26 protein-coding genes and 2 tRNA genes are annotated in these 25,654 nt (G+C 64.3%); 17 read left to right on the top strand and 11 right to left on the bottom strand.

Annotated elements, in window-relative coordinates:
* Positions 1-18: 18 nt before the first annotated feature.
* The 5 genes from AC5RVG_RS08220 to rpmH all read right to left on the bottom strand — a co-directional run bounded on the left by AC5RVG_RS08220 (position 19) and on the right by rpmH (position 2,555).
* Positions 19-585 carry a Jag family protein gene (locus AC5RVG_RS08220; RefSeq protein WP_494013441.1) on the bottom strand — a complete coding sequence of 189 codons (567 nt, stop codon included), beginning with the start codon at positions 583-585 and terminating at the stop codon, positions 19-21.
* On the bottom strand, positions 582-1,547 hold the full coding sequence (gene yidC / locus AC5RVG_RS08215) for a membrane protein insertase YidC (protein WP_494001197.1): 966 nt from the start codon (positions 1,545-1,547) through the stop codon (positions 582-584). The genes AC5RVG_RS08220 and yidC overlap by 4 nt, the downstream gene beginning before the upstream one ends.
* Entirely contained in the window at positions 1,547-1,945 is a 399-nt protein-coding gene (gene yidD, locus AC5RVG_RS08210) for a membrane protein insertion efficiency factor YidD (RefSeq protein ID WP_494013440.1), read from the bottom strand. Before yidD ends, yidC begins: the two co-directional genes overlap by 1 nt.
* Entirely contained in the window at positions 1,942-2,346 is a 405-nt protein-coding gene (gene rnpA / locus AC5RVG_RS08205; protein ID WP_494001199.1) for a ribonuclease P protein component, read from the bottom strand. The genes yidD and rnpA overlap by 4 nt, the downstream gene beginning before the upstream one ends.
* 71 nt (positions 2,347-2,417) lie before the next feature.
* The gene (rpmH, locus tag AC5RVG_RS08200) at positions 2,418-2,555 is read right to left on the bottom strand and encodes a 50S ribosomal protein L34 (protein WP_127513203.1); all 138 of its coding nucleotides are present in this window, start codon (positions 2,553-2,555) and stop codon (positions 2,418-2,420) included.
* A 401-nt stretch (positions 2,556-2,956) separates the two neighbouring features.
* Between rpmH and dnaA the strand changes: the two genes are divergently transcribed.
* From dnaA to AC5RVG_RS08140, 12 genes are all read left to right on the top strand, one after another.
* Positions 2,957-4,399, top strand: coding sequence for a chromosomal replication initiator protein DnaA (gene dnaA, locus AC5RVG_RS08195; RefSeq protein WP_494001200.1), 1,443 nt, complete (start codon positions 2,957-2,959; stop codon positions 4,397-4,399).
* A 537-nt stretch (positions 4,400-4,936) separates the two neighbouring features.
* Positions 4,937-6,061, top strand: coding sequence for a DNA polymerase III subunit beta (gene dnaN / locus AC5RVG_RS08190; protein WP_494001329.1), 1,125 nt, complete (start codon positions 4,937-4,939; stop codon positions 6,059-6,061).
* A 30-nt stretch (positions 6,062-6,091) separates the two neighbouring features.
* Complete coding sequence (gene gnd, locus AC5RVG_RS08185; RefSeq protein WP_494013439.1) at positions 6,092-7,018, top strand: phosphogluconate dehydrogenase (NAD(+)-dependent, decarboxylating); 927 nt, start codon at positions 6,092-6,094, stop codon at positions 7,016-7,018.
* A 10-nt stretch (positions 7,019-7,028) separates the two neighbouring features.
* On the top strand, positions 7,029-8,225 hold the full coding sequence (recF, locus tag AC5RVG_RS08180) for a DNA replication/repair protein RecF (protein WP_494013438.1): 1,197 nt from the start codon (positions 7,029-7,031) through the stop codon (positions 8,223-8,225).
* On the top strand, positions 8,206-8,844 hold the full coding sequence (locus AC5RVG_RS08175) for a DciA family protein (RefSeq protein WP_494013437.1): 639 nt from the start codon (positions 8,206-8,208) through the stop codon (positions 8,842-8,844). The genes recF and AC5RVG_RS08175 overlap by 20 nt, the downstream gene beginning before the upstream one ends.
* 315 nt (positions 8,845-9,159) lie before the next feature.
* Positions 9,160-11,184 carry a DNA topoisomerase (ATP-hydrolyzing) subunit B gene (gene gyrB / locus AC5RVG_RS08170; protein ID WP_494013768.1) on the top strand — a complete coding sequence of 675 codons (2,025 nt, stop codon included), beginning with the start codon at positions 9,160-9,162 and terminating at the stop codon, positions 11,182-11,184.
* 74 nt (positions 11,185-11,258) lie between these two features.
* Entirely contained in the window at positions 11,259-13,934 is a 2,676-nt protein-coding gene (gene gyrA / locus AC5RVG_RS08165) for a DNA gyrase subunit A (protein WP_494001204.1), read from the top strand.
* Positions 13,931-14,494: a DUF3566 domain-containing protein gene (locus AC5RVG_RS08160; protein WP_493978245.1), complete on the top strand. Its 564-nt coding sequence runs from the start codon at positions 13,931-13,933 to the stop codon at positions 14,492-14,494. The genes gyrA and AC5RVG_RS08160 overlap by 4 nt, the downstream gene beginning before the upstream one ends.
* 60 nt (positions 14,495-14,554) lie before the next feature.
* Positions 14,555-14,628, top strand: a tRNA-Ile gene (locus AC5RVG_RS08155).
* A gap of 35 nt (positions 14,629-14,663) precedes the next feature.
* Complete coding sequence (locus AC5RVG_RS08150; RefSeq protein ID WP_494001205.1) at positions 14,664-14,780, top strand: DLW-39 family protein; 117 nt, start codon at positions 14,664-14,666, stop codon at positions 14,778-14,780.
* A 37-nt stretch (positions 14,781-14,817) separates the two neighbouring features.
* Positions 14,818-14,890, top strand: a tRNA-Ala gene (locus AC5RVG_RS08145).
* A 383-nt stretch (positions 14,891-15,273) separates the two neighbouring features.
* Positions 15,274-15,675, top strand: a complete 402-nt coding sequence (locus tag AC5RVG_RS08140) for a hypothetical protein (RefSeq protein ID WP_494013436.1) — start codon at positions 15,274-15,276, stop codon at positions 15,673-15,675.
* A gap of 360 nt (positions 15,676-16,035) precedes the next feature.
* On the opposite strand, the gene AC5RVG_RS08135 is transcribed toward AC5RVG_RS08140, so the two are convergent.
* Positions 16,036-16,329, bottom strand: a complete 294-nt coding sequence (locus tag AC5RVG_RS08135; RefSeq protein WP_494013435.1) for a hypothetical protein — start codon at positions 16,327-16,329, stop codon at positions 16,036-16,038.
* A 47-nt stretch (positions 16,330-16,376) separates the two neighbouring features.
* Between AC5RVG_RS08135 and AC5RVG_RS08130 the strand changes: the two genes are divergently transcribed.
* Positions 16,377-16,571 carry a hypothetical protein gene (locus AC5RVG_RS08130; protein ID WP_494013434.1) on the top strand — a complete coding sequence of 65 codons (195 nt, stop codon included), beginning with the start codon at positions 16,377-16,379 and terminating at the stop codon, positions 16,569-16,571.
* On the opposite strand, the gene AC5RVG_RS08125 is transcribed toward AC5RVG_RS08130, so the two are convergent.
* Positions 16,572-17,291 (bottom strand): hypothetical protein, encoded by a 720-nt coding sequence (locus tag AC5RVG_RS08125; protein ID WP_494013433.1) that lies wholly within the window; start codon positions 17,289-17,291, stop codon positions 16,572-16,574.
* Positions 17,292-17,764: 473 nt separating this feature from the next.
* The gene (locus AC5RVG_RS08120) at positions 17,765-18,034 is read right to left on the bottom strand and encodes a hypothetical protein (RefSeq protein ID WP_494013432.1); all 270 of its coding nucleotides are present in this window, start codon (positions 18,032-18,034) and stop codon (positions 17,765-17,767) included.
* A 149-nt stretch (positions 18,035-18,183) separates the two neighbouring features.
* On the opposite strand from AC5RVG_RS08120, the gene AC5RVG_RS08115 reads away from it, so the two are divergent.
* Positions 18,184-19,089 carry a DMT family transporter gene (locus AC5RVG_RS08115; RefSeq protein ID WP_494013431.1) on the top strand — a complete coding sequence of 302 codons (906 nt, stop codon included), beginning with the start codon at positions 18,184-18,186 and terminating at the stop codon, positions 19,087-19,089.
* Positions 19,090-19,092: 3 nt separating this feature from the next.
* On the opposite strand, the gene AC5RVG_RS08110 is transcribed toward AC5RVG_RS08115, so the two are convergent.
* Entirely contained in the window at positions 19,093-19,932 is an 840-nt protein-coding gene (locus AC5RVG_RS08110) for a glycosyltransferase family 2 protein (protein ID WP_494013430.1), read from the bottom strand.
* Positions 19,933-20,057: 125 nt separating this feature from the next.
* Positions 20,058-21,071, bottom strand: a complete 1,014-nt coding sequence (locus tag AC5RVG_RS08105) for a hypothetical protein (RefSeq protein ID WP_494013429.1) — start codon at positions 21,069-21,071, stop codon at positions 20,058-20,060.
* A 119-nt stretch (positions 21,072-21,190) separates the two neighbouring features.
* On the opposite strand from AC5RVG_RS08105, the gene AC5RVG_RS08100 reads away from it, so the two are divergent.
* From AC5RVG_RS08100 to AC5RVG_RS08090, 3 genes are all read left to right on the top strand, one after another.
* Positions 21,191-21,733: a peptidylprolyl isomerase gene (locus AC5RVG_RS08100; protein WP_494013428.1), complete on the top strand. Its 543-nt coding sequence runs from the start codon at positions 21,191-21,193 to the stop codon at positions 21,731-21,733.
* A gap of 60 nt (positions 21,734-21,793) precedes the next feature.
* Positions 21,794-22,651 (top strand): rhomboid family intramembrane serine protease, encoded by an 858-nt coding sequence (locus AC5RVG_RS08095; protein WP_494013427.1) that lies wholly within the window; start codon positions 21,794-21,796, stop codon positions 22,649-22,651.
* 744 nt (positions 22,652-23,395) lie between these two features.
* Positions 23,396-24,571 (top strand): NAD(P)-dependent malic enzyme, encoded by a 1,176-nt coding sequence (locus AC5RVG_RS08090; RefSeq protein WP_494013426.1) that lies wholly within the window; start codon positions 23,396-23,398, stop codon positions 24,569-24,571.
* A gap of 84 nt (positions 24,572-24,655) precedes the next feature.
* Here the strand turns inward: AC5RVG_RS08090 and AC5RVG_RS08085 are convergent, their stop codons facing one another.
* Entirely contained in the window at positions 24,656-25,648 is a 993-nt protein-coding gene (locus tag AC5RVG_RS08085; RefSeq protein WP_494001212.1) for a magnesium and cobalt transport protein CorA, read from the bottom strand.
* Positions 25,649-25,654 lie beyond the last annotated feature (6 nt).

Here is a 25,654-nt window from a genome sequence, read left to right as displayed (position 1 = left end):
CCATTCCGCCGGACAAGATCAGGACTCCACCGACACCACGATGTGGCGGTTGGATCCTTCGCCCTCGGATTCGCTGATCAGGCCGAGCTCGGCAACCGCGTCATGGACGATCTTGCGCTCGTACGCGCTCATCGGCTCGAGCGCTACATCGCGGCCCGACTCCTTGGCTTCGGCGACGGCGTCTTCAGCGATCTTCTGTAGTTCTTCGCTGCGTCCTTCGCGGTAGCCAGTGATGTCCAAAACAAGGCGGGAACGGTTGCCGGTCGTCGTGAGAACCGACAACCGGGCCAGCTCCTGCAAGGCTTCGAGGACTTCGCCATCCGGTCCCACGAGCGCCTTGAGCGCGTCGTTGTCTTCCTCTTCGGAGACGATCGAGATGTAGGTGCGGCCGTTGCGGACCTCGATGTCGATGTCCCCATCGATATCGGCGATGTCGAGCAGCTCTTCCAGGTAGTCCGCAGCTACGTCTCCTTCTTCTTCCAGACGTTTGGCAGAATTCGAAACAGCTTCCTCCTGCTGTTCGTCCGCTGCAGCCTCTTCGTCGGGAAGTTCTTCAGTCACTTCGGATACGCTTTCGCTGCTCATTTTTTCTTCCTGTTCTTCCGCTGTGGCTGCTGGCGCTGGCCTTTCACCTCTGCCGGGGAATCGGCCGCCGGCGCCTCGGTCTTCCGCTCGCCCAGCAGCGGTACCATCGGCAGGCCCTTCTTTGCACGGCGTTCTGCCAGTTCGCGGGCAGCCTGCGAACCCGGAGTGGGCATGCGCCGGATCACGAAGAACTGCTGTGCCATGGTCCACACGTTGGTAGTTGTCCAGTAAATCAGCACACCGATGGGGAAGTTGATGCCGCCGATGCCGAACACGAGAGGCAGGATGTAGAGCATCATCTGCTGCTGCTTCATGAACGGTGACTGCATTGCTTCGGCGGACATGTTCTTCGCCATGATCTGCTTCTGCGTGATGAACTGCGAGGCAGTCATCGCCAAAATCATGATGATCGACAGGATGACCACGGCGACCTGCTGCTCGCCCCCGCCCCCGTGCAGGAGGGATGCGGAAAGCGGCGCACCGAAAATGGACGAGTCGTCGAACTGACGGATGAGTTCGGGCGACAAAGCGCCAATCCCCTCGCCGTTCTCGCTGGCGCGCGAAGCGTTGTTCAGCACGCTGAACAGCGCGAAGAAGAACGGCATCTGCACCAGCATCGGCAGGCAGGCCGAGAACGGGTTGGTGCCGTGCTTTTTGTACAGCGCCATCTGCTCCTGCGTCATGGCCTGACGCGACAGCTGGTCGGTCTTTCCCTTGTACTTCTGCTGCAGCTTCCGGAGGTCGGGCTGCAGTGCCTGCATCCCCCGCTGGGCCTTGATCTGCTTGACGAAGACCGGAATGAGGGCCGCGCGGATCACCAGCACCAGCCCGATGATTGAGAACGTCCACGTCCAGCCGTTGGCCGGGTCCATCCCAAGCCAGGAGAAGCCGGCGTGGAAGGCCCACAGGATCCCGGAGACGACCCACGTGAACGGGGTCAGGATGGTGTTTAAGAAGTCCATTACTGATTTGCTCCTCGGGCCGCGCCGCGGCCTTCATCGTCGGCCGGAATGAATGGGTGGTTAAGCTCCACGATCCGGGGGATTCTGGAAGGGTTCTCCTGCAGCCACAGGTTGAAGGATACAGACGCCGGAACATGATCCACGCCGCCGGGGTTCCATGGGTGGCATCGGAGCAGGCGGCGGGCGGCCAGCCAGCTGCCCTTGGCAGCGCCGTGGACCGTCACTGCTTCCAATGCGTACGCGGAACAGGACGGGAAGAAACGGCAAACCTGGCCGTACAGGGGCGAAACGAGTTTGCGGTACACGCGCAGCACGCCGATCAGCGCATACTGCAGGGGACTCGTGGTCCTCCTGGGCACGGCGGCATGGGCGGGAACCGGTACGGCACGGGCACTCATTCGGCTCTCCCCTTCTCTCCGTGCGCAGCTTCCGTCGTTGCGGTGCGCGTTAAGGTCAACTTGCCGAGGGCGGCCTTGAGAGCCTTCCGGTAATCCAGTTCCAAAGCGTTGAAGTCTGCGTCGGCAGCTGCCGGAAGGGCCCGCACAACCACGGTGATCCCTCGGGAATACCCATTCTCCCTTAAGCCGGCTGCTGCCAGTTCCCGCAGTCTCCTTTTAACGCGGTTGCGCATGACGGCGTTCCCGACGGCCTTCGAGACGATAAAGCCGAAAGATGCCGGTCGGGCCGGGTCTGCTGCCGCCGCATATAACACTAAGTTCCGGCGCCCTGAGCGGGCGCCGGAACGTACAGTTGTTGAGAAGTCCGCCGAGGTGCGCATCCGGTGCTGGCTGGGAAGCATGTGCTACCCAGCCCGCCGAAACACGCCGCTGCGGGAACTGAACCTCACAGCCGAGTCGACAAACTGGCTATTTAGGCCGACAGTTCGGTGCGGCCCTTGCTGCGGCGTGCGGCCAGAATGGCGCGGCCGGCGCGAGTGCGCATGCGAAGGCGGAAGCCGTGCTTCTTGGCACGACGGCGGTTATTCGGCTGAAAAGTCCGCTTGCTCACGGTGGTTACTCCAAGACGATCGACAGATGCGGTTGGACCCATTGCAACAAGGGGGAAGAACAGGTCGGCGCTCTATATGGGGTCTATTCCATTGCCAGGGCGTTGGACGCACAAGGACAACAAAGTAGACATGAAGGACTAGTCAACGTTAGGCGATGCCGGCGAGTACCGTCAAACCGGCCTTCTCCGCACCCGGGCGTTTCCGTGGATAACCCCTGTGGACAACTCCACGCCAAAGCCGCTTTGAGCGGCCGGAGCGCCTCTCGAAAGCGACGTCCACAGGGGCCTGCATCCCAACTGTCGTCCAGCAGATTCATGCTCTACTCTTGGCAGGAGCCCCTTATCCACCGTCTGTGAATAAGTCTGTGGATTTCGGGCTGGCTGTCGGCAAATGCCGAAGCATGCTGAGCATTTCTGAGGGGTACTACGTGGACACGGACCAGATAAATGACGTCGGAAGTTCCTGGCGCAAAGTGGTCCGGACGCTGGAACAGGACGATCGTGTCTCCCCCCGGCAGCGCGGCTTCATCGTGTTGGCGCAGGCCAAGGGCCTGATCGGCACAACCCTGCTGGTGGCCGTGCCCAACGAACTGACACGCGAAGTCTTCCAGTCGCAACAGCTCAAAGACCCTCTGCACGACGCCCTGTTCGAAGTCTTCAAGGACGACATCCTCTGCGCTTTCAGCGTCGACACGGATATGGCTCCGCAGGCGGAACCGGAACCTGAACAGGAGCCCCGCCCGGCCCCGGCGGTCGTGCGCAGCGAGTCACTTCCCCAGCCGGCGGCGCAAGCCGCTTCCCCTGAACTGGGCAGGCTCAACCCGAAATACATTTTTGACACCTTCGTCATCGGTTCATCCAACCGCTTTGCCCACGCGGCGGCCGTCGCGGTGGCCGAAGCGCCGGCCAAGGCGTACAACCCGCTATTCATCTATGGCGACTCGGGCCTGGGAAAAACCCACCTGCTGCACGCCATCGGGCACTATGCGCGCCATCTCTACAACAGCATCCGCGTCCGGTACGTGAATTCGGAAGAGTTCACGAACGATTTCATCAACTCCATCCGCGACGATGAGGGCGCCAGCTTCAAGCAGCTGTACCGCAACGTCGACATCCTGCTGATCGACGACATCCAGTTCCTGGCCAACAAGGACGCGACGCAGGAGGAGTTCTTCCATACCTTCAACGCCCTCCACAACCACAGCAAGCAAGTGGTCATCACTTCCGACCTGCCGCCGAAACAGCTCTCCGGCTTCGAGGAGCGCATGCGGTCCCGGTTCGAGTGGGGACTGCTGACCGATATCCAGCCGCCGGAGCTGGAGACCCGTATTGCGATTCTGCGCAAGAAGGCCATCAGCGAGGGGCTGTCCGTCCCCGACGAGGTCCTCGAGTACATCGCCTCGAAGATTTCCACCAACATCCGTGAGCTCGAGGGCGCGCTCATCCGCGTCACCGCGTTCGCCAGCCTGAACCAGCAGGCAGTGGACATGGGTCTCGCCGAGATAGTTCTGAAAGACCTGATCACCGACGAAGGGGCACAGGAGATCACATCGGCCACGATCCTTGGCCAGACCGCCGCGTACTTCAAGCTCAGCATGGAGGAGCTGACCAGCAAGTCCCGGACCAGGACGCTGGTAACTGCGCGCCAGATTGCCATGTACTTGTGCCGTGAACTGACCGACATGTCCCTGCCGAAGATCGGCCAGGAACTCGGCGGCCGCGACCACACGACCGTCATCCACGCCGACCGGAAGATCCGTGAGTTGATGGCCGAGCGTCGAGCCATCTACAACCAGGTCACGGAGCTGACCAACCGCATCAAGCAGCAACAGCGCGAAAGCTAGCTTCCCGGGCGGCTGCGGCCGAGGCTGCGGCTGCGGCGGCCCCCGCCCGGAACTACACCGGTGAAATTAACAGGTGTGGATAAGGTTGTGGATTCTTAAGTGGACAACCCGAGTCCTTAAGAGGAAAAGTGCCCTGTCCCCTGTGGACGCCCGAAATTACAAGGATCTGCATCCACAGGCTGCCAGTGCTTGCGACGACCGCCCTGCACATCTTGTGAACACCCAACTTCGGCTCAGGCGCAGGCCGTACCGAGGTTTTCCACAGTATCCACAGCAGTTATTAACACTACGAATCCCATTTATTGATGTTCTTCCAAATAACATTTGACCCTGTTCCGGTTCCCACGCATCGTGCCCAATCGGCCGAACAGGACCTCTGCGCACTCTCGGTGCGCAATGACGGTTGCTGCGGCTAAGCTTGCACAGAGAATCGTTGCCATCTGCTTCAACCTGGTGTTCGCAGTCCCATTCGCTGCACCCCGGCCAGACGCAGGCGGTCTTCCCCGGCATGTTCGTTGTGAAAGGTGGCTTACTTCAGTGAAGTTCAGAGTTGATCGGGATGTTCTGGCGGAAGCCGTGACATGGACAGCCCGTTCCCTGTCACCACGCCCGCCTGTCCCCGTTCTGTCGGGCCTGCTCATCCGGGCCGAAGGCGGCATGGTGAGCCTTGCCAGCTTCGACTACGAGATTTCCGCCCGTCTCCAGATCCCGGCGGACGTCACTGAAGAAGGCACCATCCTGGTCTCCGGACGCCTCTTGGCAGACATCTGCCGAAGCTTGCCGTCGGCGCCTGTCGACATCGAAACCGACGGTTCGAAGGTTGCCCTCACCTGCCGCAACAGCCGGTTCAACCTCGCCACCATGCCCGAGGGCGATTATCCGGAACTCCCTGCGCTGCCGGAAGTCAGCGGGGTCGTGGACGGCGAAGCATTCGCCCAGGCTGTCAGCCAGGTCATCATTGCGGCCAGCCGCGATGACACCCTGCCCATCCTGACCGGCGTCCGGATGGAAATCGAAGACGACCTGATTACTCTGCTCTCCACCGACCGCTACCGCCTGGCCCTCCGGGAGCTGTCCTGGCGTCCGGCCACACCGGGCATTTCCACGAGCGCGCTGGTCAAAGCCAAGACTTTGAGCGAAGTAGCCAAGACGTTGGGTGGTTCCGGCGACCTGAACATCGCGCTTTCGGACAATAGCGAACTGATCGGTTTCGAAAGCGGCGGACGCCGCACGACGTCGCTCCTGGTGGACGGTGACTATCCCAAGATCCGCTCACTGTTCCCGGACAACACCCCGATCCATGCGACAGTCGAAACGACCACACTGATCGAAGCCGTCCGCCGCGTGTCGCTCGTGGCCGAGCGCAACACCCCGGTCCGGTTGGCCTTCACCGACGGCCTCCTGACCTTGGACGCGGGAACCGGCGAAGACGCCCAAGCGTCGGAGGCGATCGAAGCGTCGCTCTCCGGGGATGAAATCACCGTCGCCTTCAACCCGCACTACCTGTCCGAAGGCTTGAGCGCCTTTGACAGCAAGTACGTCCGGTTTTCCTTTACCACGCCGCCGAAGCCTGCGGTCATATCCGCCCAGGACGACCTTGAGGGCGACGACAAGGAAGACTACCGGTACCTGCTCATGCCGGTGAGGTTGCCCAACCAGTAATACCCGCCGACCCATGGACGAGAGGAAAGAGTGACTCGGATGCACATCGGACTGATCGGCTTGGGCCGGATGGGTTTCAACATGCGGCAGCGTCTTCGGGACGGCGGCATCGAGGTAACCGGCTATGACCGGAACCCGGAGGTCAGTGACACCGGGACCGTTGACGAAATGATCCGGGCCTTGCCGGTTCCGCGCACCGTGTGGGTCATGGTGCCCGCCGGCGAGGTCACCGACACGGTCATCACAGAGCTGGCCGGCAAGCTCTCCGCCGGAGACGTGGTGATCGACGGCGGCAACTCGAAGTTCACCGAAGACCAAAAGCACGAAGCCCTCCTGGCCAAAGGCGGGATAGGTTTCATTGATGTCGGCGTGTCCGGCGGCGTCTGGGGCCTGGCGAACGGTTATGGCCTGATGGCCGGCGGAAGCGCCGACCTTATCCAGGCAGCGATGCCGGTCTTCGACGCGTTGCGGCCGGAGGGCCCCCGGGAGGAAAGCTTCGCCCACGTGGGCGACGTCGGCGCCGGCCACTACGCCAAAATGGTGCACAACGGGATCGAATACGGGCTGATGCAGGCGTACGCCGAAGGGTACGAACTGCTGGAAGCCAAGGACATTATCAAGGATGTTCCGGGGACTTTCCGGGCCTGGCAAAAGGGGACGGTGGTCCGCTCCTGGCTGCTGGACCTGATGGTGAAGGCCCTCGACGAGGACCCGGGATTGAGCCAGGTCAGCGGTTACGTCGAGGATTCCGGTGAAGGCCGGTGGACTGTCGAGGAGGCGATCGGACACGGTGTCCCGGCCCCGGCCATCACCGCCGCGCTGTTCGCACGGTTCGCGTCGCGCCAAGACGACGCGCCCGCCATGAAGATGGTGGCCGCCCTCCGTAACCAGTTTGGCGGCCACGCAGTCAGAAAGCCTGCACAAGACCAGGCCGGCCGCCGCAACGAGTCGAAGTAGCTGTAACGCATTGTTTGTTGAATACCTGTCCCTGACCGATTTCCGCACCTACCCGCAGCTCGACATCGCCCTGAAGCCCGGCATTACGGTGTTTGTCGGAGCCAACGGGGTCGGCAAGACCAACATCGTCGAGGCCATCGGCTACCTCGCGTCGCTCTCGTCGCACCGGGTCAGCAATGACGCACCCCTCATCCGCTTCGACCAACCGCGTTCGTTGGTGCGGGCACGGGTGGACCGGGGCGGGCGCAGCACCTCGCTGGAACTGGAAATCACCCCGGGCAAGGCCAACCGGGCCCGGATTAACCGCGCCAACCCTGTGCGCGCGCGGGAAATCCTCGGGCACCTGCGCACGGTGCTCTTCGCCCCCGAAGACCTCGCGCTGGTCAAAGGCGACCCGTCCAACCGTCGCCGCTTCCTCGATGAGCTGCTGGCCAGTTTGGTCCCGCACCATGCGGCCACCCGCAGCGATTTTGAACGCGTCCTCAAACAGCGCAATGCCCTGCTCAAATCGGCGCGCGCCAGCGGACGGTTTACCGCCGCCCATGAAGCTACCTTGGAGGTGTGGGACCAGCACATGGCACAGGCAGGGGCCGCCCTGCTGAAGGCCCGGCTGGAACTGGTGGACCTGCTGCAGCCGCACCTGGACGCGGCGTACGCCGCCCTCACCGATGGCTCCAAACATGCGGCCGCCGTCTACCGCTCCACCATCCACAGCCAGCTGTCGGATGACGGCGAGGTGGAGAACGACGGCGGGGCAGGCCTTCCCCCGCTGGCAAGCCTGGGAACGGCCGAACTGGCGGAACTCTACCTTGCCGCCTTTAAACAGCAGCGCAAGCGGGAGACGGAGCGGGGCATCTCGCTGGTGGGGCCGCATCGCGATGAGTTGGAACTGCTGCTGGGACAGGCACCTGCCAAGGGCTACGCCTCCCACGGCGAAACCTGGTCCCTGGCGTTGGCCCTCCGGCTGGCCTCGTACTACGTCTTCTGCGACGACGACGCTGCGCCCGGCGCGACTCCCGTCCTGATCCTGGACGATGTCTTCGCCGAGCTGGACAACCAGCGCCGGTCAAAACTCGCGGGCATCGTGGCCGGCGCGGAGCAGGTGATCGTTACTGCCGCGGTGGCCGAAGACATCCCCGACGCGTTGGCGGGGGAACAGTTCATGGTAGTGCCGGGAGGCGTGGCCAATGGCCAGGAAACCGCCTGACCGGGACCGGCCGCAGGAGCCGGCAAAGCCGGCGGCACGGCGGCCGGGCCTGCCCGATCCGGCGGCGCCTCCCCCGCCCGCGGGACCGGCGGGAGCGGAGCCGTCCCGTGACGAAGGAGCTGTCGAAGACCTGGACGCCGCGAAAACCGTCCTGAACCGGGTGCGCCTTGCAGCGGCGGCCCGCGGCGACGTGCGCACGAGGGCCAACAGCCGCCGCCGCGCATCCCGGGGGGCGCGGCCGTCCGCCGGCCCGCAGGATTTCGGCCGCGACCCCCAGGGCTTGGGGCGCGTGTTCGACCGGTTCGTCGCGGAACGCGGCTGGAACTCCCCGGTGGCCGTCGGCTCGGTCATTTCGCGATGGGATGAATTGGTCGGCGCGGACATCGCCGCCCACTGCCGGCCGGAAAGCTTCGAGGAAACCACGGTGCAGGTCCGCTGCGACTCAACGGCTTGGGCCACGCAGCTGCGATTGCTCAGCAGCGCCCTGCTGAAGCGGTTCGACGAAAAGCTGGGCCCCGGCGTCGTCACTAAAATCCAGGTGCTGGCGCCGGCAGCGCCCAATTGGCGCAAGGGCAAGAGGTCCGTGAGCGGCCGCGGACCGCGGGACACCTACGGCTGATTTCGCCCCTCGCGGGAGGCCGGCCGGAAGCAGCCGGCACCGGCTCGCTTAGACGGCGTGTAGGACGCTGGAGACGTCCGCGGACATACACGGTCCCATCGGGCACCCGGCGGCGGCGTCAAAACCCGGTTTCCGTGCCGCATAGAGCCATGTTCGTGCAGGATTCACCGCCCTGACACGGTAGAATTGACTAGGCGGCGCCCGTCCTCTATCCGGAAGGGCGCCGACACACGAGTCCCCCGGACGGAACACAAGGAGTCAACGGCAACTGTGGCAGAGGACAATGAGCTGGAAAACACCGGCGCAGAACCCCAAATGACAGAGGGCAACGACGGCAAGCACTACGACGCCAGCGACATCACCGTCCTTGAAGGCCTGGAAGCCGTCCGCAAGCGCCCGGGCATGTACATCGGTTCTACCGGTCCGCGCGGGCTGCACCACCTCGTGTACGAGGTGGTGGACAACTCCGTCGACGAAGCGCTGGCCGGCTACTGCGACACCATCAACGTCACGCTGCTGGCCGACGGCGGCGTCCGGGTGGTGGACAACGGCCGCGGCATTCCCGTGGACATGCACCCAACCGAGGGCAAACCGACCGTACAGGTCGTGATGACCATCCTGCACGCAGGCGGCAAGTTCGGCGGCGGCGGTTACGCGGTCTCCGGCGGCCTGCACGGCGTAGGCATCTCGGTGGTCAACGCGCTGTCCGCGCGGGTGGAGACCGAGATCCGCCGGCAGGGCTACGTGTGGCACCAGTCGTTCGCCAACGGCGGCCTCCCGGTGGGCGACCTGCGCCGCGGCGAGGAGACCACCGAGACCGGGACCTCGCAGACCTTCTGGGCGGACCCCGAGATTTTCGAATCCACGGAATTCGACTTCGAGACGCTGCGCGCCCGCTTCCAGCAGATGGCCTTTTTGAACAAGGGCCTCAAAATTGTCCTGACCGATGAGCGCCGTCCGGAAGTCCACGCACCGGACGCCGAGGACGTGGACCTGGACACGACGCCCGGCACCGAGGTCGAGACCACCGCGGAACACCGCCAGGTGGTCTACAAGTACGACAACGGCCTGCTGGACTACGTCACGCACCTGAACTCCTCCAAGAAGGTGGAGGTCATCCACCCCGAGGTCATCGCGTTCGAGACCGAGGACACGGAGCGCAAGCTCTCGGTGGAAGTCGCGATGCAGTGGACCACCTCCTACTCGGAGAGCGTCCACACCTACGCGAACACCATCAACACGCACGAAGGCGGCACGCACGAAGAAGGCTTCCGCGCCGCGATGACCTCGTTGATCAACCGCTACGCGCGCGAGAAAAACCTGATCAAGGAGAAGGAAGAAAACCTCACCGGCGACGACATCCGCGAGGGCCTCACCGCCGTCATCTCCATGAAGCTGGGCGAGCCCCAGTTCGAGGGCCAGACCAAGACCAAGCTGGGCAACTCCGAGGCCAAGGGCTTTGTGCAGCGTGTGGTCACGGACGAACTCGGCGACTGGCTGGAGCGCAATCCCGGACCCGCCCGCGACGTGATCCGCAAGTCGATCCAAGCCTCGCAGGCCCGGCTGGCCGCCCGGAAAGCGCGCGAATCCACCCGGCGCAAGGGGCTGCTCGAATCCGGCGGCATGCCGGGCAAGCTCAAGGACTGCTCGTCCCGCGATCCATCCAAGTCGGAAATCTACATCGTGGAGGGCGACTCCGCAGGCGGTTCGGCCGTCCGCGGCCGGAACCCGGAGACCCAGGCCATCCTGCCGCTGCGGGGCAAGATCCTGAACGTGGAGCGGGCCCGGCTGGACCGCGCGCTGGGTAACGCCGAGGTTCAGGCCATGATCACCGCGTTCGGCGCCGGCATCGGCGAGGACTTCGACGTCGAGAAGGCCCGGTACCACAAGATCGTGCTGATGGCCGACGCCGATGTGGACGGCCAGCACATCACCACGCTGCTCCTGACCCTGCTGTTCCGCTACATGCGCCCGCTGATCGAGAACGGTTACGTCTACCTGGCGCAGCCGCCGCTCTACCGGATCAAATGGTCCAACCACCCCCACGACTATGTCTTCAGCGACCGTGAGCGGGACGAGACCGTCCGCCGCGGCCTGGCGAACAACCAGCGGCTGCCCAAGGAAAACGGCATCCAGCGGTACAAGGGCCTCGGTGAAATGGACTACACGGAGCTGTGGGACACCACCATGGACCCCGACCACCGGACACTGCTGCAGGTGACGATGGAGGATGCCGCCGCCGCGGACCAGACCTTCTCGATCCTGATGGGCGAAGACGTCGAATCCCGGCGCACCTTCATCCAGCAGAACGCCAAGGATGTCCGCTTCCTCGACATTTAGCCCCGCCGCAGCCGGCCGGCCGCCGGCCGCTGACCGGGCCGCACCAAGGTTTTGACGCAAAGGAAACTTAAACGATGAGCGACGAAGAGACGCCCGACCTGCCCGCAGGCACCGGCGATGAGCCGATCGAGGGCGAAATCCTGACCGACCGGGTGGAGCAGGTCGACCTCCAGACCGAAATGCAGCGGTCCTACCTGGACTATGCCATGGCGGTCATCGTCGGGCGCGCCCTGCCGGACGTCCGCGACGGCCTCAAGCCGGTGCACCGGCGGGTGCTGTACGCGATGTTCGACGGCGGCTACCGCCCCGAGCGATCCTTCAACAAGTGCGCCCGCGTGGTGGGCGAGGTCATGGGCCAGTACCACCCGCACGGCGACATGGCCATCTACGATGCCCTGGTCCGCCTGATCCAGGACTGGACCATGCGCTACCCGCTGGCGCTGGGGCAGGGCAACTTCGGCTCGCCCGGCAACGACGGCGCGGCCGCCCCCCGGTACACGGAAACCAAGATGGCGCCGCTGGCGCTGGAAATGGTCCGCGACATCGACGAGGACACCGTCGATTTCCAGGACAACTACGACGGCAAGAACCAGGAACCGACCGTCCTGCCGGCCCGCTTCCCGAACCTGCTGGTCAACGGCTCCTCGGGCATCGCCGTCGGCATGGCCACCAACATCCCGCCGCACAACCTGCGCGAAGTGGCCGACGGCGTCCAGTGGTACCTGGACAATCCCACCGCCAGCCGTGAAGAACTCCTCGAAGCGCTGATCCAGCGGATCAAGGGGCCCGACTTCCCCACCGGCGCTCAGATCCTGGGCCACAAGGGCATCGAGGACGCCTACCGCACCGGCCGCGGCTCCATCACCATGCGCGCCGTGGTCAACGTGGAGGAAATCCAGGGCCGGACCTGCCTGGTGGTCACGGAACTTCCGTACCAGGCGAACCCGGACAACCTGGCCATGAAGATCGCCGAGCTGGCCAAGGAAGGCAGGGTCGCCGGCATCGCCGACCTGCGCGACGAGACCTCCGGCCGCACGGGACAGCGCCTGGTCATCGTGCTCAAGCGCGACGCCGTGGCCAAGGTGGTGCTGAACAACCTCTACAAGCACACCTCGCTGCAGGAGAACTTCGCGGCCAACATGCTCGCGATCGTCGACGGCGTGCCCCGCACCCTGACCCTCGACGCCTTTATCCGCCACTGGGTCACCCACCAGCTGGAAGTCATCGTCCGGCGCACCCGCTTCAGGCTGCGCAAGGCCGAGGAAGAAGCGCATATCCTGCGTGGCCTGCTCAAGGCCCTGGATGCGCTCGATGAAGTCATCGCCCTGATCCGCGCCTCGTCCACCACGGAAGAAGCCCGCGACGGCCTGATGCAGTTGCTGGACATCGACACGGACCAGGCCTCGGCCATCCTGAACATGCAGTTGCGCCGGCTGGCCGCCTTGGAACGGCAGAAGATCCAGGACCGCCACGCCGAGCTCGAGCGGATGATTCAGGAGTTCAACCGCATCCTCGCGTCCGAAGAAGCCCAGCGCAGCATCGTCAGCGAGGAACTCGCCGAGATCACCGGCAAGTACGGTGACGACCGCCGGACCCAGATCATGATGGGCTACGGCGGGGACATGAGCATGGAAGACCTCATCCCCGAAGAGGAGATGGTGGTGACCATCACCCGCGGCGGATACGTCAAGCGCACCCGCAGCGACAACTACCGGTCCCAGCAGCGAGGCGGCAAGGGAGTACGCGGCGCCCAGCTCCGCGGCGACGACGTGGTCGAGCACTTCTTCGTCACCACGACGCACCACTGGCTGCTGTTCTTCACCAACCTGGGCCGGGTGTACCGGGCCAAGACGTACGAACTGGCCGAAGGCGGCCGCGACGCCAAGGGCCAGCACGTGGCGAACCTGCTGGCCTTCCAGCCGGACGAGCACATTGCCCAGGTCATGGACCTGAAGGACTACCAGCAGGCCCCCTACCTGGTGCTGGCCACCAAACGCGGCCTGATCAAGAAGACCCGGCTGGAGGACTACGACACGAACCGTTCCGCCGGCGTCATCGCGATCAACCTGCGCGACGGCGACGAGCTCGTTTCGGCGCGGCTGGTCGCCGAGACCGACGACATGATGCTGGTCTCCCGGCGCGGCCAGTCCCTGCGCTTCACCGCGACGGACGAGGCACTGCGGCCGATGGGACGCGCCACGTCCGGTGTGACCGGCATGAAGTTCCGCGAGGACGACGAACTGCTGGTCGCCGGCGTGCTGCGCGAGGACTCCTACGTCTTCATCGTGACCGCCGGCGGTTACGCCAAGCGGACCAAGGCCGACGAATACCGGGTCCAGGGCCGCGGCGGCCTGGGCATCAAGGTGGGCAAGTACCAGGAAGAACGCGGGCATCTGGTCGGCGCACTCATCGTGCAGGAGGAAGACGAGGTGCTGGTGGTGATGGAAAGCGGCAAGGTGGTCCGCTCCTCCGTCGCCGGTGTCCCCGTCAGGGGCCGCGACACCATGGGCGTCATCTTCGCCAAGCCGGACAAGAAAGACCGCATCATCGCCGTCGCCCGGAACTCCGAACGTGGCCTGGCCGCGGACGAGGAAGGCACCGACACGCCGGACGCGCCCCAAGGTCCCGAAACCGGCGGCACAACCGGCGCCGAATCTGCGCAGCAGGCAACCGATGAAGTACCGTTGAACGCAGACATGACGCAGTCCGCAGCCGAAACGCCGGCGCCGGAAATCGGAGGTAACGAGTGAGTACACCTAAAACGCCACGGCCGGGCACGCGCCCGCAGCCGGCCAACGCGCCCCGGGCTACCACTCGCAGCGGCGGCACGCCGGCACGCCCGGCCCAGCGCCCGGCGAACAGCGGACAGCGTCCGGCCAACGGCGCCCAGCGACCGGCCGGCCAGCCCGCCCGTCCAGGACTCGTGCGTCCGGCTCCGAAGGCCAAGGTCCGCCGTGCCCGCCTGCTGGTCAGCAAGGTAGACCCGTGGTCGGTGCTGAAGATGGCCTTCCTGCTCTCCGTCGCCCTCGGCATCGTCACCGTGGTGGCCTCCATCGTCCTGTGGACGACGCTGGACATCACGGGCATCTTTGACCGGGTCAACGGGCTGCTGACGGAAGTCGCGGGCACCGAGGGCGGCGGATTCGACCTGCGGTCCTACGCCTCGCTGGGACAGGTAGCGTCCTTCGCCACCATCATCGCCGTCGTGAACGTGGTCCTGCTGACCGCACTGGCCATGCTGTCCGCCGTGCTTTACAACATCTCGGCGACGCTGGTCGGCGGCATCGGGGTCACGCTGACGGACGACTGAGCGGATTTGAAGTTCCGGCCCGGCGTACTGTAAAGTCGTATCTCGGCCCGCAAGGGCAGGGGGCGTATAGCTCAGGCGGTTAGAGCGCTTCGCTGATAACGAAGAGGTCCCAGGTTCAAGTCCTGGTACGCCCACGGATGACTGATCCCACCGATGTCGGGAGGACACCGTGAAGAAGTTGCTGCTGATGGCGGCCGCGGCCGCGGGTGTCTTCGCGTACAAGAAGTGGCAGGAATCCGAAGCGGAGAAATCCGCTTGGAGCCGCGCGACCGACAAGGTCGAGTGACTCAAAGCATCGGCCGGTCCGACCGGCCGGACCCTCCGGGGGCATGGCGCAATTGGTAGCGCACCTGCTTTGCAAGCAGGGGGTTAGGGGTTCGAGTCCCCTTGCCTCCACCGGATGAAAAGGAAGACGCGAACCGCAAGGTTCGGGTCTTCCTTTTTGTATAACCGCAGGTCGCCGCGGTTTTTAATAGCGAAGTGCCCGATGTTCTTACCAAGAGGCGGCCCTCCGTACCGCTTCAATTGGTAGGTATACAGCATAGAACTGGTAATGGTTCGTGTTCGGTCTAGTGCGCCTAGGACCCCCGCGGAAACATGTGGGGAGCTGACAGCCGTCTCGACTAGGTGCGCCGGGTGCGCCTAACAAGGTCCGGCGGCGGCTGAAGGGCTGAGCCACCCGGTACACCCCGGGCGCTGGTGAATGGATTTTCAAATCCGGCGGTCAAAACAGGCGCAAGGAGGCCGCAGTGGCACGCGACACAGTTAGACTCCGGAATATGAGCGATCAGCGGAGTGCCGAGGCCCGGTCGGCTTCCCCGGCGCAACCCGTTTCGACCAGTCGGCGGGCCGGCAAAATCGCATGGGCGGCCTTTATCGCCGCAACGATCGGTGTACTGCTCACCTGGTTCGCCACCTACGCCGGCCCCATCTCCGCACGCCAGGCAGCAGCCAGGGGGGACTACGACAACCTCTTCACCTTCGCCGCCATCGTCTGGGGTATCGTCACCGCTCTGAACATCATCGCCGTGATCCTCGGTGCCATGGCAACACGTCGAGGGGCCGGCAAGGCGCTGGCCGGTGCCGCAGTCGGCATCGGCGCTACGGGCATCACAGGGTTCCTGGTGAACCTCCTAGTGACCTTCCAGCTCTTGCCGCTGCTGCACATAGCGCCAGTGTAGGCGGAAGGCTCCGCCGGGGTAGAGCCCGGGGCCTGGGATCTTCTCCACCGCATGAGCCAGGGCGACCTCCACAGGCGGGCGGAGTCCGGGCGGGAGCCTGGAATTCATGTGGCCACTCTCAAATCTCCGGTTGCTTGGGGTCTTTGCCTCGTTCGCGCCAGTAGTCGTCTCGTTGCTTGCGCACGGATCTTACGAGAAACACCACCATGGCTACAGCGGCGACGATCTGAAGTGCGAGGATGATCCATTCCCATGGCCCTGTACGCAACACGGGTATCCATGGGGCTATCAAGAAGACAGGCAACGCCCCAATCCAGATGGCCAGAGCAGGCAAGGGGATTCGCTGTCGTTGCGGAGAGTTCATGGCTCACTATCGTCCTTCCCAACTGCCCGTTTGACCACAGTTGATACAAACCATCCGATGAAACAAGCCATCAAGACGACGGTTACCCCGAGCCATTCCATGATCTGATATGCGATGTAGAACCAGACCGCTAAGAAAATTGCAGTCATACAATCTGGGTTCTTTTGCTCATCTGCCGATTCGTCGCCATGCCACATCCTTGCACCCGGCCTTATTCCTGAATCCGACACCATTGGTGCCAAGGCGACCACCACCGGCGGTCGCAGATCCGCCGGCAGGCTGCGATCCATGAACCCGCGATAAGGTCTCCCCAAGGTGGAGGTGCAAGGATGAGGACATGCAGGAGCAGGCACTGATGCTCCTCGCCGTCGGTTTGATCGTGAATATGGGATCGGCCATTTATGCCATTGCACGGCCACGGCGGGAAGGGGAACCGTTAGGGCCTCAGCGGAAGGCACTGCTTGCCCTGGGGTTGGTCGGTGCGCTCTGCATCGTTTGTGCGGCTGGTCTTTTCGCCGCGGGCGATCGTTGATCAATTCTCGATCAGGTTCCTTGACCCGGGTCCAACCGGGACCGCGCATCGGCCGGCCCACCCTGCCATCAACAGCCCCGCCAGCACCGCCGCGCTGGCGAACCCCTCCGGCGAAGCCCATCCCAACTCCGGCAGCGTCAGCGCTACGACAACGACGGCGCAGGACAGCAGGAACTCAGTGGCGGCTTGCAAGGGCCGCTTCCTGTAGGCAGGGGATGCGATGAAATGCGCCAACGGTACCCCCGGCACCACGGTAAGCAGGGCGGGACCGAGAATCGGATAGAACCCGCAAAGGACGAAGAACAGCGACGATGCCGCCAAGACCGCCACAAACAGTGCCAGCTTTGCGGCCAGTTGCCCTCTGCCGTAGCTGTCCCAGCGCCGGCAGATAATGGTCCATGCAGGCAGACCCAGCAGCCAGAGCCCACCCCAGTAACCGGTGCCCAGCACCCACAGTGCCACCATCAACAAACCGGGCAGAACGAAGGTCAGCAGTTGGCCCCAGGAAACCTCCCTGATCCCCGGGCCAAACATGAACAGCCCAATCAGGGCGTAAAAGGCCGCATATCCGGGCAGCAGCTCGGTATCGGGCCGGGCCCCCAGTCCCAGGAGAAACAACAGGATGCCGATGGCCGCCACAGCCACCGCAGCCACAGTCCAAGGACGGCATGGATCTGATGCCTCGCTAAGCCAAGAGTGCCGATCTTTCAAGGTTTCCATGCCTCCTCCGCGTTGCCCTCCCACGATGGGAAGAGGCTATTGGACCGAGGCGCCATCCTCGTAAACGGCCCTCACCATGTAGCTGACATCGGGATCGCTCGCCACCTCGAAAGAGGATTGATCCGGCGACAGTGGAGATGACGAAAATGCCTGAGTTGTACCCTCATCCGGCTCCGCGCAGGTTACTTCGTCGCTGCCCTGCAAGAGGAGAGTCCCGGCACTGAGACAAGTCAGCTCCACATAGATGTGGGTAGCTTCCGCGGGCGGAGCACCCAGCTCGATCGTGTGTGTGCCCGTGAATGTGCCGAAGACCGGATCTGCGACCCATGTTGCAGTACTGCCCGGGTAACCAGTCGGTGACTGGCTTCCAGGATCCACAGCATTCTCCGCTCCGCATCCGGTGAGCAGACCGGCCGAGAGCAGCCCCGAAACTACCACAGCCGGCGATAGTCGTTGCTTCAGGTGGCTCACAATCAAGGCTTACCCGCGCTGATGGGGTTTGGCGGCATGATCCGCCGGAGGAACACCCACGCGCTCATGCCGCAGAGCGCAAAAGCAAGTAGGGCCAAGAGGCTTATCCCCCAGTAGACCCACATGTTCAGAGTGGTTCCGTCGTACAGCGGCGCCCATGACGAATTTCCATTGAGGACTTTGTCCGCCAGATACATCCCGCCGGCGCCAGTGGGCAACATCAGAACCAGGAAGAACCATGACAGCAGGTGGTACCGGAGACGTTGGGTCATGGCCGAAGAATAACCCTGAGCGTAGGTCCTTGGCTATGACAGTGACCGCTCCGCAGGAGCTATGCGGCCTTGTGTCTGACAATGCCCAGAGTCTGGCGGGGAACCGCCGGAAACGACGCTCATCAGCGGTTCACCCCTAGGCTGAAGGTGTGATCATCTTCCTGGCCACGTTGGCTGTGCTCGGCATCTCCGCGTCCGGGCCTATCATGGCTGCCACTGCCGCCCCCGCCCTGGCCATCGCGTTTTGGCGGAACATCATCGGCGCCGTCGTGATGGGGGTACCCTCGGCGATTGGTCGGCGCCAGGAGTTCCGGAAGCTGACGACGTCGGACATCGGCTTCAGCGCGATGGCGGCCGTCGCGTTGGCGCTCCACTTCGCCTGTTTCATCACCGCGTTGCAGCTGACCTCGGTGGCGGCGGCGACTGCTTTGGTCTGCCTGCAGTCGGCCTGGATCGTCCTGTTCAACCGGCTGCGCGGCATCAAGGCGTCCCGGCTGATCTTGTGCGGTGTCGGGCTCGCGTTCGCCGGCGTACTGGTGATCTCCGGGTTCGACCTGCGGCTCTCCAGAGAGGCACTGCTGGGCGACCTGCTCGGCCTGGTCGGCGGGGCCATGGCCGGGGTGTATACGATGGCCGGCGGCCGGGTACGGCGCCGGCTGTCCACGGGACCGTACACCACCATCTGTTACGGATTGTGCGCACTCATCCTGCTGGCTATGGTGTTGGCTTTCGGACAGCCGCTCGCCGGGTTCCCGCCCCAAGCCTGGGCCGGGATCCTGGCCGTGACCGTGGTGGCCCAGTTGCTGGGCCACTCGGTGCTGAACCACCTGCTGGCTGTCCTGAGTCCGCTGGTGGTTTCAATGATCATCCTGCTGGAAATCCCCGGAGCCGCCGCCCTGGCGGCCCTGTTCCTCGGCGAGACCCTTCCGTGGGGCACCTACGCGGGCCTGGCACTGATCCTGGCGGGCCTGGCCGCCGTCGTGCTTTCCCAGAACAGGTCGAAGGTGCAGGGACGCAACCCGGTGCCGGAAGCCAGCGGACCCGGGAGGGACTAACGGCTACAGCCCGCCGCGCGTCACGCGGACCTGCGTGCGGGCCTGGTGGACCCGGCGCAGCAGCTTTGCGGGGTAGTAGACGCTCATGAAGATCAGCATCGGCACCCGCGCCATGCGGCGGTCGATCTTGTGGACGTTGTAGGTGCGCTCGAAGCGCGTGACGTAGTACCGGTAGTCCTTGGGCGAATCTTCCAGCCTCCGGGCCGACATGCCGCTGATCATTTCCGGCACGTATTGGATCCTGAGCGCGTGGTCGGCCAGATGAACGGAGATATCGATGTCCTCGTGCATCTCGTCCGCCTCATCACGGCAAACCTCGTTGCGGATAATGTCCCAGGCTCCGCGGCGGATGGCCATGTTGGATCCGAAGAGGAAGTGGTACTGCTTCTTGGCCAGTTTCAGAACGAAGCGGCGCAGGCGGTCGTCGGCCTGGAGGCCGAAGCGCCGCAGCGGCATGTCGTAGTACAGCACCGGACCGGTGCACGCCATCACTTCCGGGTCGGCGAAAGCCGCTTGCACGCGCTCAACCCAGTCGGGCTCCAGGACGGAATCAGCGTCGATCCTGCCCAGGACTTCTCCGGTGGCACGGTCCAGGCCGAAGTTGCGCGTGGGGATCAGGCCTTGCTCCGCATCCTGCTCGAGCAGGATCAGGGGAACATCGGGGTATTCGGCCTGCATGGCCCGGACCAGGTCGGCTGTCCCGTCGGTCGATTTGTTGTCCACGACGATGATTTCCCAGGGTGCCACGGACTGGCATACCGCGGCGTAGACGCATTGGCGGATAACCGACTCTTCATTGAAGGCCGGGATGACGATCGACACGCTGGGCGCAGCACTTCTCACGGCATGAAATCTACCAGCAGGCTTGCCGGGAGTCCGGGAAGCGGGTCGTGAAGGGGATGGGACGGGAGAGAACAATGGGAGCTCCCCTTCGGGGAGCTCCCATTACGGCGTGTGCTGAAGGAAAACTACTTCTTGGTGTCCTTCTCGGCGGCAGCGTCGGCAGCTTCCGCAGCCTTCTGGCCGGCCGCCCGCGCGGAGCGGGTGGGGCCGTTGCCGGTCGTCTTGGCCGTGGCTGCCGCGGCCTCGGAACCCTTATCGGAGACAGAGGTACCCGCTGCGGCATCCGAGGTGGCCGGGGCTGCAGCGTGTTTGGCTGTTGCGGTTTCGGCAGCCCCGGCGGTACCTGTCGAGGTGGAAGTTGTGGAAGTCGAGGCGGAGCTCGAGCTCGACGGACTGGTGGTGGTGGAAACCTGACCCGGTGCCGGAGTCGCACTCGTCGGCTGGACCGGCGTCTTCCACGGATCTTCGACCGGCCGGGCAGCCCGCCATGCGGCCACTCCCGCCGTCGCCGCGGCCGCGAGGATGCCCACGATCAGCCAACCCTTGCCGCCCCCGGACTTCTGCTGGTTTTTCAGCTCCTTGGCAGCCTTCCTGGCATGCCCGGCGGCTGCCTTTTGGGCTTTCTTGAGGGCGCGCTTGGATCCGCCCGCCTTGACGACGGCGGCCTGCACCGAAACGGGCAGCGCGGTCTTGTCCAGCGTCTTCGCGACCTGGTCTGCGGTAGCGGCGAGCCGTGCTGAGACGGTCGGGATGTACTCGTCGACTACTTTGTCCCGGGCATGTGTGATGGCGGGGGCCGCCCGGTCCAAGGTCTCCTGGATGCGCGGAGCAGCCTCATCCACAACGTGGGAAATCTTCGGCGCCAGGCTGTCCAATCCCTCCTGGATCCTCGGCGTCACAGTTACTACGGAGTGGGAAAGATCCTTGGCGGCCTTCTGCAGCCCCCCCTGGATGCGCGGTGAAGCGGTCTCAATGCTCTTTTCGATCCGCGGGACGGCCCAGTTCCGCGCGGCTGCCATCTTGGGAGAGGCCCAGTCCTTGGCTGTTCCCACGAGGACAAAAACATTGCCTTCTGCGTCGTGAGCTATTCGTTTGGTCTTCTTCACTACTACCTCCCGGAAATGGTGACGGTCGTTCATCAGCCTACTTCCTGCACTTGCAGACGGCTATGCCGGCGATGAAACGCGCGGGATTTTCACTCATCGCGGAACCGGCCGCCGGCGGGAACCCAAGGGAATCGCCGTGGAAGAATGGTGCCATGACTGCTATCGCTACAGCTAAGGCCACTATCCACACCAACCACGGCGACATCGTGGTGAACCTGTTCGGCAACCACGCCCCGAAAACCGTGAAGAATTTCATCGGGCTGGCCACCGGCGAGATCACCTGGAAGCACCCGCAGACCGGCGAAGAGACGAACGCTCCGCTCTACGACGGCGTCATCTTCCACCGCATCATTAAGGACTTCATGCTCCAGGGCGGCGATCCGCTGGGCCAGGGCATCGGCGGCCCGGGCTACCAGTTCGACGACGAAATCAGCCCCGACCTGAACTTTAACGAGCCCTACAAGCTGGCCATGGCCAACGCCGGCATCCAGGGGGGCCGCGGCACCAACGGCTCGCAGTTCTTCATCACTACCGTTCCCACCACCTGGCTGCAGGGCAAGCACACGATCTTCGGCGACGTCACGGACGAAGCTTCGCGCGCCGTCGTAGATTCCCTCAACGCGGTGGCTACCGACCAGCGGGACAAGCCGCTGGAAGACGTGGTCATCAAGAACATCACGGTCGAGCAGCTCTAAGTTGCCTAATGTCCCCGCCCGGAACCCGGGCGGGGACCTTTTCCCAGCAGGAGCGCCTCCATGTCCTACGGAATGCCGGCCGAACCGCCGCAGACCGATGTCCCCGTCTGCCCGCGGCATCCGGACCGCGTCTCCTACGTGCGCTGCCAGCGTTGCGGACGCCCGGCCTGTCCGGAATGCCAGCGCACGGCGTCGGTTGGCGTCCAGTGCGTCGACTGCGTCAACGAAGCGGCGCGCAGCATGCCGACTGTCCGTACCGTCTATGGCGGGGTGGCCGCGGTCGGCCGTCCCGTGGTCACGCTGACACTGATCGGCATCTGCGCCGTTGCCTATCTGCTGCAGTGGGTCGTTCCCGGCTTCACCGAAAGGTTCCTGTACGCGCCGGTCTACACCCTTCCAAATCCGTTCTACGCGCCGGAACCGTGGCGGATGATCACCTCGGCTTTTCTGCATTCGCCGAATTTCCTCCTGCACATTGCCTTCAACCTCTACGCCTTGTGGATCCTGGGCCGGCACCTGGAGCCCCTGTTGGGGCGGCTGAGGTTCCTTGGGCTGTACCTGCTTTCCGGCTTCGGCGGCTCGGTCGGCGTACTCCTGCTCTCCGCTCCCAACATTCCCGTGGTCGGCGCCTCAGGGGCCATTTTCGGCCTCTTCGGCGCACTGTTCATCGTGCAGCGGCAACGCGGCGGCGAGGTCAGATCGCTGTTGGTGCTGATTGGCATCAACGCGGTGCTCGGATTCGTGGTCTCCGGCATTGCCTGGCAGGCGCACTTGGGCGGACTGCTGGTTGGTGCCTTGTCCGCTGTGGTGCTGGCCTACGCGCCGAAGGGAAAGAATCGAAGCGTTGTCCAGTTCACCGGGCTGGCTGCCATACTCCTGGTGCTGGTGGCGGTCACTGCCCTGAAGGCGATGACGTAACCCCGGCCGGCTTCCGCCAAGGCGGGCAGGAAAAGTGTCCTGGAGGACGCGGTTCCTGCCCGCCTTTCCTGTGTGGTCCCGTTTGCCGGACCGGCAATCTCCGGGCAGTCCCGCCCGGGGGCTGGCTGTAGGCGCACGCTGTGCCCGACGGGCCCCTCTCACTTTCGCCGGCGCGCGTGCCGTGCACTGCGCGTTTTCCCCAACCTGCTTTCCCCATCCTGTGGGCTGGCTGTGGAAAGTTCCGCGGCCCTCCCTGAGGTGAAAGGATGTTATCCACAGGAGTTATGCACAGTGAGGATAAGTTACACACATGTAATTCCACAGCTGTGGATAACGTGATGGCAGGGGACAGAAGGGGTGGACGGAAGTAATCCCCAAAGTTATGCACGTCTGTGGATAAGTTCGGTCTACAACTGTGAAAACGTGGACAACTAAGCCTGCAGCCCCTGCAATTAGCCGAGCATTACAGTGGAAAAGGCGAAACATTCGTCCGGCCGAAGACATATGCAGACCCTGCAAACCGGCCTTCAGGTAGCCTTGAAATCCGGTCCCCTCGCTCGACCAGCCACGGGGCCCACGCGGCCGTCCCGGACCCAGGCGATAGTCGGATCGAATGCGCCGCGCCCCATGCCTTGTGAACGGCCAGCTGCGGCCTCTCGGAGGATCTGCTTCCTGCCGGCCTGTCGCAGGCCGGGCCATCCAAGCTCCCTCCCGTGAAGGGAAGGAACAACAGAAGGAATCTACGTGACTACCGAAACCGGCAACTCCACACGAATCGACCTCACCCGCGAGGAGATCTTCAGCGCCCATGAGGGCGGCAAGCTGCAGATTGGCCTCACCGCACCGTTGGACACCAAGCGCGATCTCTCCATCGCCTACACGCCGGGTGTGGCCCAAGTCAGCCGCGCCATCAACGCCGACCCGGAAATGGCCGGGAAGTACACGTGGGCCTCCCGGCTGGTGGCAGTGGTCTCCGACGGCACCGCGGTGCTGGGGTTGGGCAACATCGGGGCGGCTGCGTCACTGCCGGTGATGGAGGGGAAGGCTGCCCTCTTCAAGCAGTTTGCCGGACTGGACTCCATCCCGCTGGTACTCGAGACCACCGACGTTGACGAGATCATTGAGACCCTGGTGCGGCTGCGGTCGAGCTTCGGCGCCGTCAACCTTGAAGACATTTCGGCGCCACGCTGCTTCGAGCTCGAAGCCCGCCTCATTGAGGCCCTGGACATGCCGGTCATGCACGACGACCAGCACGGCACCGCCGTGGTAGCCCTTGCGGCGCTGACCAATGCCGCCCAGGTGGTCAACCGCGAGCTGGCGTCGCTCAAGGTGGTTATTTCGGGCGCGGGTGCGGCGGGCATCGCCGTCGCCGAAATCCTCCTGGCCGCCGGCGTTGCCGACGTGATCCTGCTGGATTCGCGCGGCATCATCCACGGCGACCGCGGCGATTTGACCGAGGTCAAGGCCTCCTATGCTGCCCGCACAAACCCGCGCGGAGTCACCGGCGGCAGCGCGCAGGCGCTCGACGGGGCAGACGTGCTGATCGGGGTCTCCTCCGGCACGATCCCGGAAGAGACCCTGGAGAAGATGTCCGACGACGCCATCATCTTCGCGCTGTCCAACCCGGATCCGGAAGTACACCCGGAGACCGCCGCGAAGTTCGCGAAGGTTGTGGCCACCGGCCGCAGCGACTTCCCCAACCAGATCAACAACGTCCTGGCTTTCCCGGGCATCTTCCGCGGCGCACTGGACGCGGGTGCCCGCCGCATCACCCCGGCCATGAAGGTTGCCGCGGCCGAGGCAATCGCGGGAATCGTCGGGGAAGACCTCGCGGCCGATTACATCATCCCCAGCCCGCTGGACCCCCGGGTGGCCCCGGCCGTTACCGCTGCCGTGATGGCCGCCGCAGACGCCGGCTGAGCCTACCCTGGCAGCCGTCCTGCCGGGGCCCGTTCCCGTATCCCGGGCGCGGGCTTCCGGCGCACCTGCCCGGTCAGGCGGGCTTTAGAGCCATCGGTTGCGCCTGAAGAACCAGTAAAGCCCGAGGGCCGTCAGGAACATCAGAACCAGCGACATCGGGTAGCCGAACGCCCAGTCCAGTTCCGGCATCACCGTGAAGTTCATCCCGTAGACGGCGGCCACCAAAGTCGGGGCGAAGAGTATGGCCGCCCAGGACGAGATGCGCTTGACCTGTTCGTTCTGGGCAACACTGGTTTCGGTGAGTTTCTGGGCCTGCAGGGTGGAGCTGAGGCTCAGGGCGTTCTGCAGGACGGCACGGAAGGCGTCGACACGCTCGTTCAGCCGGATGACATGGTCCTCGACGTCACGCAGGCCGCGGGCCACCTCAAGGTCCAGGTCAGGGTTTTTGGTGCCTCGTTCGAGGACGGCGATCATCCCCTCCAGCGGGTGAAGGGCACGCTGGAACTCGATGACTTCGCGCAGCAGCTCGTAGATCCGTCGGGAAACGTCGGGATCGCCGCCGAAGAGCTGGTCTTCGATCTCGTCGATGTCGTTCTCCAGGCCGAGCACCACGGGTTCGTACTCGTCGACGACCTGGTCCAGGACCGCGTAGAGCGCCGCCTGCGGTCCCGTCGCCAGCAGGTCGGGCACGGACTCCATACGCTGCCGCACGTGGGCCAGATCCGGCGACTCCGCGTGCCTGACGGTGATCAGGAAGTCCCGCCCCATGAAGACATGCAGTTCGCCGAACTCCACCTTCTCCGTTTCGTCGATGTAGCGCGCGGGCCGGAGGACGGTGAACAGCGTGCGGCCGTACTGTTCCAGCTTGGCCCGCTGATGGCCGCGCAAGGCGTCCTCCACGGCCAGGTGGTGAAGATCGAACTCCGCTGCCACGGCGGCCAGCTCCGGCTCGCTCGGCCGGTAGAGGCCTATCCACGCCATACCCGAGTACCGGTGCAGCTCGCTGAACGTCTGCTCCAGGGTTTCGGGCGTGGCGGCACGGACGCCGTCGACGTAGATGCCGTTATCAACCAGCATGACTGC

This window comes from Arthrobacter senegalensis (genome assembly GCF_059091765.1).
This window is presented reverse-complemented; position numbering and strand designations above follow the sequence as displayed.